Here is a 14,829-nt window from a genome sequence, read left to right on the forward strand (position 1 = left end):
GGTACCCGATCCGGGGTGACCCCGCCACCCCTCGCGGGCCCGTATCAGCCGATGGTGACCGAGTACGAGGTGGTGTCGAGCCGGCCCGTGCCCCGGAAAACCTCGGTCCCGGACTCGATTCCGGAGACGTACTTGTCGTTGGTCAGCAGCTTGCGCCGGACGAGTGCCTGGGTGAAGTCGTCCAGGTTCAGCGTGGCCCTGGTGGTGTTGGTCCGGCGGACGAAGGAGTACACCTTCCAGCCGATGTCGCCCTGGTAGATGTCCCACATGGCGCCGCCCAGGCTGACGCTGCCGTACTTGGTGCCGAGCGGGCCGGCGCCGCCCTGGCGGTTGAGCCAGATCATGACCTCGTCGGTGGGCTGGTCCTGCCAGTCCGCGGTGCTCTTGGAGTGCAGCCACAGGTCGTGGGCGACGTTCATGGTGCCGGGCTTCGCGGGCAGCGAGAACTCCCAGCTCACGGTCATCTTCTTGCGGTCACCGATCCGGACGGGCAGTCCGGTCCTCGCCTTGTCGACCTTCCAGCCCCAGTGCCAGCCGAGGACGGTGGAGGCGTACGACTTCACGTCCGCGTCGGTGCCCTTGGCGTTGTTGGCCCAGCTGTAACCGGTACCCCAGGAGATGGTGCCGCCGTCGGCGGAGCCGTCCCAGACGCACTGGCTGCCGGTGCCCTTGTCCTGGCCCCACAGGTTGTTGTTCACGTAGTACTTGCCGAGCGTGACGGTGTCGAAGGCGGCGCACTTCTTGCTCGACTCGCCCGCCCGGGCGGCGGTGACCCCGGCGGCGGCCGCGAGGGCGACGGCCGCGGCGGTCAGGGTCTTCGCCCTCTTCGACAGGCGGGGACGGCGGTGCTGCATGGGGGTCCTTCCGGGGCGGGTGGTGCTGACGCCACCCAGTGGCCGCCGGGCCCGGGAAAGGTTGCCGCGGCCCGCCGCTCCCGGACGCCTTCCGATCGGCGTGGCCTGCCGATCTCGCCGGTGAGCGCTTGCACGTGGTAGGCAGGGCGCACGCCTCTCCACGATTCCCCCACAACTCGCCGTCGAAGCGCTTCGACAACCTATGGACACCCACTCGCGCTGAAGCTACTGTCGAACCACCCTCACCCGGACCTGTTCGCAATGCGCACTGTCGAAGCGCTTCACACATCTTGGAGAGCTGGATGGTCACCCTCGCCGAGGTCGCCCAGCACGCCGGAGTCTCGGCGAGCACGGTGAGCTATGTCCTCAGCGGCAAGCGGTCCATCTCCGCGACCACCCGGCAGCGGGTCGAGCAGAGCATCCGCCAGCTGGGCTACCACCCCAACGCGGGCGCGCGGGCACTGGCGAGCAGCCGGTCGAACATCATCGCGCTGATGATCCCGCTGCGCACCGACATGTACGTGCCGGTGATGATGGAGATCGCCATCGCGGTGGCCACCACGGCCCGCGCCCACGGCTACGACGTCCTGCTGCTCACCGGCGAGGAGGGTCCCGACGCGGTCCGCCGGGTCACCGGCAGCGGACTCGCCGACGCGATGATCCTGATGGACGTCCAGCTCGACGACGAACGGCTGCCGCTGCTGCGGGCCACCGACCAGCCGTCCGTGCTGATCGGACTGCCCGCCGACACCACCGGCCTGACCTGCGTCGACCTCGACTTCACGGCGACCGGCGCGCTGTGCGTGGAGCACCTCGCGATGCTCGGCCACCGCGACATCGCTGTCATCGGCGAGGCCCCCGCGGTCTACGAACGGCACACCGGTTTCGCCGAACGCACCCTCGACGGACTGCGCGCCCGCTCCCGTGAGCTGGGCGTACGACTGCTGCACCGGCCGTGCGACGGCGGATACGACGCGATGGCCCTGACCCTCGCCCGCATCCTCGACGAGCGGCCGGGCACCACCGGGTTCGTCGTCCAGAACGAGTCGGCGGTCGAGCCGCTGCTCGCGCTGCTGCGCCAGCAGGGGCGGGCCGTGCCCGAGGACGTGTCGGTGGTCGCGGTCTGCCCCGAGCAGGTCGCCGTCCAGGCCTCGGTGCGGCTCACGTCGGTGGCCATCCCCGCACAGGAGATGGGCCGGCACGCCGTGGACCATCTGATCGCCAAGCTGGACGGCCGGGGCACGGACGAAGTGGTGCTGCTGGCACCCGAGTTGACGGTCCGGGCGAGTTCGGGCCCGGCCCCGGCCGCCTCCTGACCCACCCCGCTCTCGCGTACTGCCCCCGCTCCGGCCGGGGCAGCCCTTGTCTGCACTCCTCCAGGAGCACAGGAGCACCCCACGTGAATCAGCCTGCCGAAAACCAGCCCGGCCAGGGCACCGTCAGCCTCGCGCAGTCCTCCCCCACCGTCGGCACCTTCCGGGAACGGGACGGCGCCCTGGAGTGGAGCGGCCGTCAGGAGACCCTGCGGATCGAGCCGTGGGGGCCGGACGCGGTCCGGGTCCGCGCCCGGCTCGGCGGTCCCGTGCTCGACGGACTGCCGGGCGCCCTGCTGGAGACGGCGCCGCCGACGCCGTACACGATCAAGACCGAGGACGGGCGGGGGGTGCTGACCGTCGGCGGGCTCACCGTCGAGGTCGACGCCGAGGGCCTGATCCGCTTTCTGCGCACCGACGACGGCAGTGAGGTGCTGGCCGAGGAGCGCGCCCACTTCTGGTGGCCGGGCCCCCGTCTCTACACGGCCGTCGGCAACGGTCATCACCGGCTGGAACAGCGGTTCGCCGCCTACGACGGCGAGCGGCTGTACGGCCTGGGCCAGCACCAGCACGGGCGGCTGGACCAGAAGGGGCTGGTCCTCGACCTGGTGCAGCGCAACGCCGAGGTGGGCATCCCGGTGCTCACCTCCAGCCGGGGCTACACGCTGCTGTGGAACAACCCGGCGATCGGCCGGGTGGAGCTGGCGGGCAACGGCACCCGCTGGGTGGCGGACTCGGCGCGGCAGATCGACTACTGGATCACGGCGGGCGATCCGGCCGACGGCCAGCGCCGCTACAGCGCGGTGACGGGCCGGACGCCGATGCTGCCGGAGTGGGCGGCGGGCTTCTGGCAGTGCAAGCTGCGCTACCGGACGCAGGACGAACTCCTCGCCGTGGCGCGGGAGTACAAGCGGCGTGGTCTGCCGATCTCGGCGATCGTCTGCGACTTCTTCCACTGGACGCATCTGGGCGACTGGAAGTTCGACCTGTCGGAGTGGCCGGACCCGGCGGCGATGGTCCGTGAACTGGAGGAGCTGGGCATCAAGCTGGTGGTCAGTGTCTGGCCGTCGGTGTCGCCGCTGAGCGAGAACCACCAGGTGATGGAGCAGCGCGGCTATTTCATCGGCACCCAGTACGGCCCGATGGCGCATGCCGACTGGCCGGACAAGGAGGTCGCCTCGACGGTCCAGGTGGCCTTCTACGACGCGACGAACCCCGAAGCCCGGGAGTTCGTGTGGTCGCGGATCCGCGACAACTACCTGGTCCCGTACGGCATCACGGCCTTCTGGCTGGACGCCTGCGAGCCGGAGCTGAAGCCCGGCTTCCAGGAGAACCTGCGGTACTGGGCGGGCCCCGGCCTGGAGGTCGGCAACCTGTACCCGGCCGAGAACTCCCGCACCTTCCACGAGGGCCTGCGGGCCGAGGGCGAGGAGGTCGTCACCCTCAACCGCTCGGCGTGGGCGGGCAGTCAGCGCTACGGCGCCGCGCTGTGGTCGGGTGACATCGGCACCGATTTCCCGACGCTGCGCCGGCAGATCGCGGCCGGCCTCAACACCGCGCTGTCGGGCATCCCGTGGTGGAACACGGACATCGGCGGTTTCCACGGCGGCGACCCGGACGACCCGGCGTACCGCGAGGTGCTGGTCCGCTGGTTCCAGTTCGGCGCGCTGTCCCCGCTGATGCGTCTGCACGGCTTCCGCGACCCGGGCATGCCGCTCGGCCCGGACATGACCGGCGGCCCCAACGAGGTCTGGTCGTACGGCGAGGAGGCGGGCGCGGTCCTGGAGAAGTACCTGCGGCTGCGCGAGCGGCTCAAGCCGTACGTGCTGGAGGTCATGCGGGAGGCGCACGAGGAGGGGCTGCCGCCGATGCGGCCGCTGTTCCTGGAGTTCCCGGACGACGGGGCGGCCTGGTCGGTGGACGACGCCTATCTCTTCGGCCGGGACCTGCTGGTCGCGCCGGTGCTGGAGGCGGGGGCCAGGGACCGTACGGCGTACCTCCCGGCGGGGTCGCGCTGGACGGACGCGTGGACGGGTGAGACGTACGAGGGCGGTGCGGCCGTGACGGTCGACGCGCCGCTGGACCGGATCCCGCTGTTCCTGCGGGACGGGGCGCGGCTGCCGGTGGCCGAATAGTCGTCGTAACGTGTGAACACCCTTGTGGCAAAAGGAAGTTGGTGGGGTAGAGGGCTGGCATTCAGCTCCCCGTCGCGCCACGAAAGGGTGTTCGCCCGTGTCCGCTCCCCCGCTCGCCCTCACCCTCGCCAACCTGCTGCTGCGGCCGGGATTCGCCTCCCGCCGCAGCCCCGACCGCGCGTTCGACCGGCTGGCCGCCCCGGCCGGACCGGTGGACGCGGTGTTCTGCGCCGAGTTCCGGTTCCTGTTGCGCCACTGGGCCCGGGACGAGCACCTCACCCCGGTCGGCTGGTGGTCGGCGCAGGGGCATGTGCGCCGGCACCTGGAGAACCGGGCCCGCGTCGGGCGGCTGATCGCCGAGCACCCGGCGATCGCCGAGGAGCCCATCGAGCGGCCGGTGTTCGTCGTCGGCCTGCCGCGCACCGCCACGACCCTCACCCATGGCGTGCTGTCGCTCTCCGAGCAGCACCGATGTCCCCGCTTGTGGGAGTTGCTGACCCCGGACCTCCAGGGGACGGCCGCGCGGCGGAAGCGGGCGGTCGGGGCCGCGCGCATGATGGTCGGCGCGATCGAGCTGTTCTCCCCGCGCTACCGGGACATCCATCCGATGACCGCCGAGGGCCCCGACGAGTGCACCTTCGCCCTGCCGCACACGATCATGCCGCTGTCCCAGGCCCGCATCCCCGCGTACCGGGCCCGGCTCGACGAGCGGGACTTCGTCCCCGACTACGCGTACCTCAAGCAGATCTACCAGGTCCTGCAGTACGGCCGGCCGCGCCGCCGCTGGGTCCTGAAGTCGCCGCTGCACACCGAGCACCTCGACGCGCTGCTCTCGGTCTTCCCCGACGCGACGATCGTGTGGACGCACCGCGATCCGGCGGCCGTCGTCCCGTCGTTCTGCAGTCTGATCGAGCACGGCATGGCCCTCACCCTGGACCCGCTGGACCTGCGCGAGCTGGGCGCCACCTGGCTGGAGCTGCTGAGCCGCTCCATGACCCGCGGCCTCGCCGCCCGCGCCGCGATCCCCCCTGCGGCGCTGATCGACGTCCCGTACGCCTGGCTCGGCTCCGACCCGGCCGCCGGCGCGCCGAAGCTCTACGAGGCGGTCGGCGCCCGCTGGACCGACGCCGACGCGGCCCGGCTGCCCGAGGTGGCCGACCGCCCCAGGGGCAGCCGGCCGCACCGCTACGACCTGGCCCGTTACGGCCTCACCCGTGCGGACGTCGAGGCGGCCTTCGCGGACTACAACGCGCTGCGGGCCGAGGTCGACCGGCCGTAGGGGCGACCGGCCGGCCTCGGCCGCGGTGTCAGCTGCTGCTGACGGTGAGGCTGTTGGTCACGAAGTCCAGTCCGCCCGAGGACGAGGTGATCTCGTATCCGAACTGCACGTCACCGATGGTCTCGTTGCCGAACCAGCCCTTGGTGTCCTTGATCCACTTGAGGATCGGCAGGATGTTGACGGTGCCGGACGACGAGTCGGACGTGCGCAGGAACGAGAACACCTCGTTCGCGCCGTTGCTGCCCTTGTAGACGGTCCAGGTGTGGCCGCCGAGGGTGACGTTGCCCTGCGAGGTGCCGAGGGGGCCGACGGCGCCGTTGTAGTTCACCCAGAGCATGATCTCGTAGTCGTAGTCCGTGTCCCAGATGTCGTACGACGTGTTGTAGGCGCCGGACGACGGGACCGTGACGTTGTAGCTGCTGGTGAGCGAACCGAGCGAGGTGATCGTCTTGTTGATCACCTTCTTGGAGTTGGGGTACGACTTGATGCCGCCGGTGTTCGGGTGGTTGGCCCAGACGCCCCAGTTCGTGCCCGAGTTCGCCCAGACGCACTGGCTGCCGGCTCCGGAGCCCCAGATGTTGTTGTAGAGCGTGTAGCCGTTCAGTGTCGTGTTGCCCCACTGGTCGCAGGAGTTCCAGACGGCGGCCGAGGCGGGCGCGGAGGCCAGCCCGATCGTGGCGCCGAGCGCGAGGGCCGGGGCGAGCAGAGCCTTGGCGACCCTGCCGAGCGTGACTGTTGCCATGGTGTCCCTTCCATGGGTGGGGGGAGTTGCGCGGGTCACCACGTCCCCGGGGTGAGGACGTGGTCTTCTCCGGCGACGAGGTCGAGCGGCTGTGCGCCGCCGGGGGAAGTCCACAGTTCGATGCGGTGGGTGCGGTGCGGCTTCAGGACGGCCCGTACGCCGTCGGGCCCCCAGGCGAGGTCCAGCTCGGCGCCGAACCGGGTGCGTACGCCCCGCAGTTCGCCGGCCGGGAGCGTGGTCACGGGCGCGGGAAGCAGGACCAGCCGGTCGGGGGTCGAGTGGACGAGCGTCTCGATGAGCACGGCGGGCAGGGTGTGGGCGGCGTCGGCGTTGTAGACGTCACGGTGGGGGTAGTGGGCGCTCATCAGGGAGGCGTGGAAGAAGTCGCCGTCCAGGACGGCGGCGAGGGCGCGGGCGACCCGGTGGCCGTCGCGCAGCCGGGCCGCGATCAGGGCGTGGTGGAGGTGGCCGTGCGCGGAGTCGTTCTCGGCGCCGCGCAGTTCCAGGGCGCGGTGGGCGGCGGCCGCGAGGCGCGGGGTGTCGTAGGGGGTGATCTCGTCCAGCGGCCAGACGCCGTGGAGATGGCTGAGGTGGCGGTGGTCGTAGGTGTCGTCGAGGCCGGGGCGGGCCCATTCGGCGAGGGCGCCGTCGGCGTTGACCCGGTGGGAGGGGAGGCGGTCGGCGAGGGCGCGCCAGCGGTCGGCGTCCGGGCCCGGGTGGTAGTCGGCGGCCGTGCGCAGGGCGTGCCGGGCGGCGGAGAGGTCCATGGCCGCGTCCAGAACGCCCCAGCCGGCGTTCGCGGGCCGGTTCTCGGGCGAGTAGGAGGGGACGACGACGAGGTGGCCGTCGGCGTCGGTGCGGGTGAGGAAGTCCTCGTAGAAGCGGGCGACCTCGGCGAGCGCGGCGGCGGTGCGCGGATCGCGCGCGCCACGGGCCTCGTCGTGGTCGACGAGGGGCTTGAGCAGCCAGTCGGCCCCGGCGGTCCACAGGTGCAGCGGGTACTCACGGCTGAAGTGGTACGACAGCCCGGACTCGCCGTCGGTGTGCGCGGGGGCGACCGCGCCCCGGGCGCCGAAGACCGCGCGGGCGTTCTCCCGCCAGTCGTCCAGCTGGCGGTGGATCAGGGAGGCGAGGGCGGCGGTGACTTCGGGGAGGGCGGCGGCCGTGGCGGACGCGGTCTGGAGATTGAGGTTCGCGTCGTTGGTGAACGCCCCGGACCAGGCGGTGTCCCAGTCGCCGGTCCACAGGCCGGTCAGCCGCGGCGGATTGAGGCCGGCACTGGAGAGCAGGTGGTAGCGGCCGGCGGCGAAGAGACGCTCCAGGAGGGCCGGGCTCTGTGCGCGTTTCAGCAGCTCGGAGCCGGGGAGGGCACGTTCGGCCGGGTCGGCGCGGAGGTCGAGGGTGACGCGGTCGTAGGCGGTGCGGTGGAGGGCCAGATGGCGGTCGAGGAGGGCGGTGTAGGAGTGCGGCAGGGCGGTGAGGGCGCGCTGCTGCGCGGTGACGTCCAGGTCGCCGGTGTGCCGGCGTACGCGGGTGAGGAGCAGCACCGACGTCGCGCCGGTGATCCGCACGCCGGGCAGGGCGAGGGCGGCGCTGCCCCCGGTGACCACGACGAGGGTGACGCCCGTGTACGCGCGGTCGCTCCCGGGGTAGCGGGCGCGCAGGGTGAGCAGGGCGCCGTCCGGGGTGAGGACCGCGCCGTGGCCGACGGCGAGGTCGGCGGGGGCGCCCGGAAGCCGGTGGTCCAGGGAGATGTCCAGGTCGGGTCCGGTGACCTGCTGGACGATCACGTCGTCGGCGCGGGAGACGAAGACCCGGCTGGTCCGGTCGCCGCCGGCGGCGGTGGTCTCGCCGGTGGCGAAGTCGACGGAGCGGCGGTAGGGGCCCGGCTCGGCCGGGGGTGTGCCGCGCAGCCGTACCTGGAAGGCGGGGTGGAAGGGCTGGACCCACTGGAGGGGGCGGTGGTCGGTGAAGTGCTCGGCGGCGTGCAGGTCGCCGCCGAGCAACCGGTCCTGGAGGGCGGGGAGTTCGGCGGCCAGCTCGGGCGGGCGGGCGTGTTCGCCGCCGTTGGGGCGGACCAGGGTGTGATGGGTGACGATCACACGGTCGTCGTTCGGATCGCCGAACACGAGGGCGCCGTGGTGGCCGTTGCCGCTGAGGAAGGCGTCCTCCCAGCGGGCGGCGGGGTGGGGTTCCCAGGTCCCGTGGACGAGGTTCATCCGCGCAGCACCACCACTGCGTAGCGGCCGAGGGTGACCCGGTCGGTGATCCGGTCACCGGTGAGCAGGTCGGTGTGGGTGCCCGGGACGGCGACGGTCACCGGTTCGCGCTCGTGGTTCAGCAGGAAGAGCAGGTCGCCGCGGCGTACCGCCTCGACCCGGTCGGGCAGGCCGTCCAGGACGGGCCGGGCACCCGCCTCGCCCGCGATCCGGGCCAGGAGGGCGCGCAGGGCGTCGGGCTCGGGGAGCGTCGAGAGGTACCAGGCGCGGTCGCGGTGCAGCACGGCGGGCAGGCCGTCGAGTTCACCGCCCCGGTAGACGGTCTCCACCGCGTCCTCGTCGGCCTCCAGCTCCTCCGACCACAGGGTGCCGCGGAAGCCGTCGCAGTCGGCGCTCTCGCCCGTCTCCAGCGGCCACCACTCGTGCAGGACACGGATGCCGAACAGGTCGCGCAGCCGGGGGTCCATGCCGCCGGGGCGGATCCGGTCGTCCTCGTCGGCGACGCCGGTGAGGAAGCCGGTGACGAGGGTGCCGCCGGCGCGGACATGGGCGACGAGGTTGTCGATCGCCGCGTCCGTCATCGCGTACAGCTGGGGGACGACGACCAGCCGGTAGCCGCCGAGGTCGTGCTCGGGGTGGGCGAAGTCGGTGGTGAGGTGGGCCTCCCACAGGGCGCGGTGCCAGGCGTGCAGGACGGCCGCGTGGTCGACCCGCGCGGAGGGGCGGCCTTCCTGGGCGCCGGCCCACCAGGCGTGCCAGTCGTGCAGGATCGCGACGTCCGCCCGGATGCGGGTGTCCGTCACCGCGCCGGCGAGGGCCGCGAGGTCCGCGCCGATCCGCTTGACCTCCTGGAAGGAGCGGCCCCGCTCCCCCGCGTGGCCGACCATGCCGGAGTGGAACTTCTCGGCTCCCTGACGGGACTGGCGCCACTGGAAGTAGCAGACGGCGTCGGCGCCGCGGGCCACGGCCTGGAGGGACCAGAGGCGGTTGAGGCCGCGCGGCTTGGGGTGGTTCACCCCGCGCCAGTTGACGGGTCCCGCGGCCTGCTCCATCAGCATCCAGGGGCCGCGGGCCTGCGAGCGGGTCAGGTCCTGGACGAGGGCGCCGTGCTGGGGGCCGAGGGGGTCGCGCGGGTCGGGGTAGAGGTCGACGGAGACGACGTCCTCCTCCTCGGCCCAGCGCCAGCCGTCCTGGCCGAAGAAGAGCGGCATGAAGTTGGTGGTGACCGGGATGTGCGGGGTGTGCCGGACGACGATGTCCCGCTCGGCGACGCAGCACTCCAGGAGCATGTCGGAGGTGAAGCGCCGGAAGTCCAGCACCTGGGTGGGGTTCTTCAGGTAGTGCGGGGTGCGCGGGGGCAGGATGCCGTCCCAGGTGTCGTAGCCCTGGCTCCAGAACGCCGTGCCCCAGGCGGTGTTGAGGGCGTCGAGGGTGCCGTACCTGGCGCGCAGCCAGCGGCGGAAGGCGGCGGCCGCCTCGTCGCCGTGGTCGGCCGTGCAGTACTCGTTGTTGATGTGCCACATGGTGAGCGCGGGGTGGCCGCCGTAGCGGGCGGCCAGGTCCTCGGTGATGGCGGCGGCGTGCCGGCGGTAGGTGGCGCTGGAGTGGGAGAAGTGCTGGCGCCCGCCCCACCACTCGGTGCGGCCGTCCTCGGTGCGCGGCAGGGTGTCCGGGTGGAGCCGGCCGAGCCACGGGGGCGGCGCGGAGGTGGGGGTGGCGAGGACGACACCGATGCCGCCCTCGTGCATCAGGTCCATCAGCCGGTCGAGCCAGCCGAACTCCCGGGCTCCCGGCTCGGGTTCGAGGCGGGACCAGGAGAAGACGCCGAGGGTGACGGAGTTGACGCCGGCGTCCCGCATCAGCCGGACGTCCTCGTGCCAGGTCTTCTCGGGCCACTGCTCGGGGTTGTAGTCGCCGCCGAAGAGGATGCGGCCGCGGGTGGCGTCACGCAGGCTCGGCCTCACACCGGCTCCCCGTACTGGATGCCGCGTCCGTTGGTGGCGAGGTAGACGCGGCCGTACACGCGCGGGTCGCCCACGACGACCTCGCCGGTCCAGCCCCACTGGTGGGCGTCGTCGTTGATCCGCACCCAGGTCTTCGCGCCGTCGTCGGAGCGGTGGACGGCGGTGACGGCCTCGGTCGAGCCGACCTGGTAGATCGCCGGGTAGTCGGCGCCCGGGGCCGCCTTGCCGAAGCCGAGGGTGTAGGAGGACCGGCAGCTGTCGACCTTGGTGAAGCTCGCGCCGCCGTCGATGGACCGGTAGAGCCCGTTCCACTTGGCGGAGAGCCACAGGTCGCCGGACCGGCCCGGGGCCGCGACCAGCTTGAACTGGCTGTCCCCGGCCGGCAGCCCGGTCGCACGCACCGTGAAGGAGCGGCCGCTGTCCGTGCTGGCCAGTACATGTCCCGTATCGGTGTCGTACGCGTAGAACAGCGTCGGGTCGGCCGGGTCGGCGACCGGCGTGGCGCCCTTCGGGAAGGAGGGGATCTCGGTCCAGGTGCGGCCGTCGTCCGCCGAGCGGTGGGCCGGGTACCGGGTGCCGTCCCAGTGCACGAAGGACCACAGCAGCACACCGCCGTCGGCGTTGGCGGCGATCGGCCCCGGCGCGTCCTTGGCGAGGGCGGGCTGGGTCTCGAAGGGCGTCCAGGTCACGCCGCCGTCGTGGGAGCGGGCGCCGTTGCCGTGGTCGCCCCATCCCGCCCGCACGACGTACGACGGTCTGGCGGCGGCCTGCGCGAGTCCCGTCGCCGACCCGGTCACGGGGTTCGTGGCCATACCGCGCGACGGGGACGCGGTCAGCCGCTCGTGGTACATCACCCCGATGTCCCGCGAGCCGCTCAGCAGGTGTGCCCTGCCGGCCGGGGGTGACACCAGCTGGACCACCGACGCCTCCTCCAGGCCGCGGGTCCGCGGGGCCCAGTGCGTCAGGTCTCGGGTGCCGTAGAGGGTGGCGCCGGTGCCGTAGACGACGTGCCGGGAGTCGTACGGGTCGACGGCCACCGCCTGGATCCACCAGCCGAACTTCGGCCGGTCCTCGCCCCACGAGAGGAAGGGGGTCTCGGAGACGTCGAACACGGCGGTGTCCTTGAGGGACGTCCAGGTACGGCCGCCGTCGGTCGTGCGGTACAGGGTGTCGACGGCCGCCCAGCGGTTGTTGGTGGAGACGACGAGGGTGCCGGGGCGGCGGGCGTCCACGGCGACGCCCCCGTAGCCGAAGGTGTCGCCGGCGCCGGGCCGGACCGGGGTCACCTCGGTCCATCCGCCGCTCACCGTGGCCAGTTTGTGCACGCTGCCGTCGGACTGGCCGTTCGGGCCGGGCGCGTCGGCGTACGTCACGTACAGCTCGCGGGTGTGGCGGTCGTGGGCGGCGCGGATCGGGACCTTGGCGGAGGTGCCGGCGGGCCGGCCGGGCACGGCTTCCCAGGCCGTGCCGTCGGCGGTGCGGTAGAGGTTCGGGGTGGTGCCGTCCGAGTCGCCCCAGCCGGCGTAGACGGTACGGCCGGCCGCGACGAGCAGGGTGACGCCCTGGCCGGTGGCGCTCGGCGTGGCCGGGAAGGCGGTCGCGCGGGCCCAGGTGGCGCCCCGGTCGGTGGACTTGAGCAGTCCGTCGTGCCGGGTGCCCAGCCACAGCGTGTCGCTGTCCCGGGGGTCCACGAGCAGCCGCTCCCCCGCGCCCCGGCCGTCCTCGTTGGCGCCGAGCTTCACCGTGAGGTCGGTGCGGGTCCAGGTGGCGCCGCGGTCCTCGGAGCGCAGGACGGCGCCGTTGCCGGCCCAGGACTGGGCGTAGGTGCCGAGGGCGAGGTAGAGGCGGTCCGGATGAGTCGGGTCGACGGCGAGCGCCTCCACGCCGAGGAGGTTCCAGTCGTCCCAGCCGAGGTGGTCGGTGAGCGGGGTCCAGCGGGCGGATCGGTCGTCCCAGCGGTAGGCGCCGCCGATGTCCGTGCGGGCGTAGGCGAGGCCGCGGACGGCGGGGTGGAAGAGGACGCCGGTGACGAAGCCGGTGCCGCCGATCACGGCGTTGCGCCAGCGGTAGGCGGGGGCGGCGTTCCCGGCGGCGTGGGCGGGGGCCCGGACCGCCGGGAGCGTGGTGAGCGCGGCGGCGGCCGCGGCGCCGGCGAGGACGGTGCGGCGGGTCACGTGCATGGGGGCACCTCGGGAGGGTCGAGTGGTGGACGTGGGTTGCTGTGGGGAGGGTGGGTTCACTCGCCCGCGTCGACGGGGTACCGCGGTTCCCGATACGGCGGGCGTGACCGCACCCACCCAGGGGCGCGGGGAACTGCGCGATCAGCCCCACGCACCCGCACCCGGGACTCAGCCCTTCACGGCCCCCGTGAGCATCCCCTTCTTGAAGTGCTTCTGGACGAACGGCGAGAGCACGGCCACCGGCAGCAGCGCCATCACCATGACCGCCATCTGCACGGCCAGCCCCGACAGTTCGCCCGTCTTGATGGCCTGGCCGAGCCCGACCGGGGCCTCCTGCTTCTGGACCAGCTGGATCATGACGTTCTGGAGCGGCATCATGTCCTGGTCGTTGAGGTACAGCGAGGCGTTGAACCAGGCGCTCCAGTACCCGACGGCGTAGAACAGCGTGATGACGGCGAGCACCGCGCGGGACAGCGGCATCACGATCTGCCAGAGGATCCGGAGGTCCCCCGCCCCGTCGATCCGCGCGCTGTCGGTCAGCTCCTGCGAGATCCCCATGAAGAAGCCCCGCAGCACCAGGATGTTGAAGACGCTCACCGCGCTCGGCAGGATCAGCGCGAGATAGCTGTCCATGAGGCCGAGGGACTGCACCAGCAGGTACGTCGGGATCAGGCCCGCGCTGAAGAACATCGTCGCCAGCAGGATCATCAGCAGCCAGCGGTGGCCGAGCGACCCCGTGCGGGAGAGGCCGTAGGCGCAGAGCACCGACACGGCCATCGAGAACACCGTGCCGACCAGCGTGATCAGGATGCTGATCACCGCCGCCCTGGTCACCTGCCCGCCGCTCAGCAGCTCCCGGTAGGCGACGAAGGTGATGCCTTGGGGGATCATCACCAGCCCGCCCGCCTCGTCGATGGTCCTGCGGGAGGACAGGCTGGTGACGACCACGATCCACAGGGGGAAGAGGATCCCCAGGCAGGCCAGTCCGAGGACGAGCCCCTTGCCAGCCAGGCCGGCCCTGCTGGGCTCCTCCTCCCAGGCGGGCCTGGGCGGAGCGCTCCACGGGCGGGACTTCTCGATCACGGCGCTCACTTCTTGTACACCCCCTGCTCGCCCATGAGATGGGCCACCTTGTTCGCGGCGAGGACCAGCCCGAGGCTGACCACGCCCTTGACCAGACCGGCGGCGGCCGCGTAGCCGAAGTCCTGGTTGCGGACGCCGTTCCACCAGACGAAGGTGTCCAGGACCTCCGCCGCGCCCGGCCCCACGGAGTCGCGTTGCAGCAGGATCTGTTCGAAGCCGACCGTCAGCGCGTCACCGACCCGCAGCACCAGCAGCAGCGCGATCACCGGCCGCAGCGCGGGAAGCGTCACGTGCCACATACGGCGCCAGCGTCCGGCCCCGTCCATCGCGGCGGCCTCGTACAGGTCCGTGGGGACGGAGGACAGGGCGGCGAGGAAGATGATGATCCCCCAGCCCGCGTCCTTCCACACGCTCTGCGCGGTGATCAGGTACTTGAAGGTCTCGGGGTCGGTCATGATGTCGAGACCGTCGTAGCCGTGCTGCCGCAGCAGCTGGGAGAGCAGGCCCGCGCCGCCGAACAGCTGCTGGAAGACCGCGATGACCAGCACCCACGAGAAGAAGTGCGGCAGGTACAGGATCGCCTGCGAGATCGCCCGCACCCGTGGCCTGACCACACTGTTGATGAGCAGGGCCAGCAGGATGGGGACCGGGAAGTACAGCACCAGCTGGAGGAAGAACAGCACCAGCGTGTTCGTGACGGCTTCCCAGAACGCCGAGTCCTCGAAGATGCGCCGGAAGTTCTCCAGGCCCACCCAGGGGCTGTGCAGCATGGAGACGATGCCGTTGTCGCTGATGTACGGGTCGTACTCCTGGAACGCGACGATGTTGCCGAGGATCGGTATGTAGTTGAAGAGCAGGACCAGCGCGACGGCCGGCAGGGTCATCAGCAGCAGGACGCGGTCGCGTCGCAGCCGCAGGCGCAGGCTCAGCTTCCCGGAGGGTCGTTTCTCCCGGGCGCCGGTGGTGCCGGGGGGACCGGCGGCGCCGGGCGGCGCCGGGGACTTCCCCGGCTCGTCTGCCTCGGTCCCGCTCCGAGGCACCGTGCTGTGGGACACGGCCG

Annotated in this window: 10 protein-coding genes; 3 read left to right on the forward strand and 7 right to left on the reverse strand. The window is 72.2% G+C overall.

Going from position 1 to position 14,829, the window contains the following annotated elements; genetic code table 11:
- Positions 1–44: 44 nt before the first annotated feature.
- On the reverse strand, positions 45–854 hold the full coding sequence (locus tag IE275_RS25350) for a GH12 family glycosyl hydrolase domain-containing protein (protein ID WP_189713716.1): 810 nt from the start codon (positions 852–854) through the stop codon (positions 45–47).
- 302 nt (positions 855–1,156) lie between these two features.
- On the opposite strand from IE275_RS25350, the gene IE275_RS25355 reads away from it, so the two are divergent.
- From IE275_RS25355 to IE275_RS25365, 3 genes are all read left to right on the forward strand, one after another.
- Complete coding sequence (locus IE275_RS25355) at positions 1,157–2,170, forward strand: LacI family DNA-binding transcriptional regulator (protein ID WP_189713717.1); 1,014 nt, start codon at positions 1,157–1,159, stop codon at positions 2,168–2,170.
- 83 nt (positions 2,171–2,253) lie between these two features.
- Positions 2,254–4,302, forward strand: coding sequence for a glycoside hydrolase family 31 protein (locus IE275_RS25360; RefSeq protein ID WP_189713718.1), 2,049 nt, complete (start codon positions 2,254–2,256; stop codon positions 4,300–4,302).
- Between the two features lie 97 nt (positions 4,303–4,399).
- Positions 4,400–5,581, forward strand: coding sequence for a sulfotransferase family protein (locus IE275_RS25365; RefSeq protein ID WP_189713719.1), 1,182 nt, complete (start codon positions 4,400–4,402; stop codon positions 5,579–5,581).
- Between the two features lie 28 nt (positions 5,582–5,609).
- On the opposite strand, the gene IE275_RS25370 is transcribed toward IE275_RS25365, so the two are convergent.
- From IE275_RS25370 to IE275_RS25395, 6 genes are all read right to left on the reverse strand, one after another.
- A complete protein-coding gene (locus tag IE275_RS25370) occupies positions 5,610–6,323 on the reverse strand; it encodes a glycoside hydrolase family 12 protein (RefSeq protein ID WP_189713720.1) in 714 nt (237 codons plus the stop codon).
- A gap of 35 nt (positions 6,324–6,358) precedes the next feature.
- Positions 6,359–8,542 (reverse strand): glycosyl hydrolase family 95 catalytic domain-containing protein, encoded by a 2,184-nt coding sequence (locus IE275_RS25375; protein WP_189713721.1) that lies wholly within the window; start codon positions 8,540–8,542, stop codon positions 6,359–6,361.
- Complete coding sequence (locus IE275_RS25380) at positions 8,539–10,506, reverse strand: beta-galactosidase (protein ID WP_189713722.1); 1,968 nt, start codon at positions 10,504–10,506, stop codon at positions 8,539–8,541. The genes IE275_RS25375 and IE275_RS25380 overlap by 4 nt, the downstream gene beginning before the upstream one ends.
- Entirely contained in the window at positions 10,503–12,686 is a 2,184-nt protein-coding gene (locus IE275_RS25385) for a 1,4-beta-glucanase (protein ID WP_189713723.1), read from the reverse strand. The genes IE275_RS25380 and IE275_RS25385 overlap by 4 nt, the downstream gene beginning before the upstream one ends.
- A gap of 168 nt (positions 12,687–12,854) precedes the next feature.
- On the reverse strand, positions 12,855–13,778 hold the full coding sequence (locus IE275_RS25390) for a carbohydrate ABC transporter permease (RefSeq protein WP_189713724.1): 924 nt from the start codon (positions 13,776–13,778) through the stop codon (positions 12,855–12,857).
- Positions 13,775–14,824 (reverse strand): ABC transporter permease, encoded by a 1,050-nt coding sequence (locus IE275_RS25395; protein WP_189713725.1) that lies wholly within the window; start codon positions 14,822–14,824, stop codon positions 13,775–13,777. The genes IE275_RS25390 and IE275_RS25395 overlap by 4 nt, the downstream gene beginning before the upstream one ends.
- Positions 14,825–14,829: the final 5 nt, after the last annotated feature.

Source organism: Streptomyces phaeofaciens (assembly GCF_014648915.1).
GTDB lineage: Bacteria > Actinomycetota > Actinomycetes > Streptomycetales > Streptomycetaceae > Streptomyces > Streptomyces phaeofaciens.

Coding starts and splice junctions, on each gene's coding strand:
- IE275_RS25350 (WP_189713716.1), bottom strand. CDS start 854: ATGCAGCACCGCCGTCCCCGCCTGTCGAAGAGGGCGAAGACCCTGACC.
- IE275_RS25375 (WP_189713721.1), bottom strand. CDS start 8,542: ATGAACCTCGTCCACGGGACCTGGGAACCCCACCCCGCCGCCCGCTGG.
- IE275_RS25355 (WP_189713717.1), top strand. CDS start 1,157: ATGGTCACCCTCGCCGAGGTCGCCCAGCACGCCGGAGTCTCGGCGAGC.
- IE275_RS25370 (WP_189713720.1), bottom strand. CDS start 6,323: ATGGCAACAGTCACGCTCGGCAGGGTCGCCAAGGCTCTGCTCGCCCCG.
- IE275_RS25385 (WP_189713723.1), bottom strand. CDS start 12,686: ATGCACGTGACCCGCCGCACCGTCCTCGCCGGCGCCGCGGCCGCCGCC.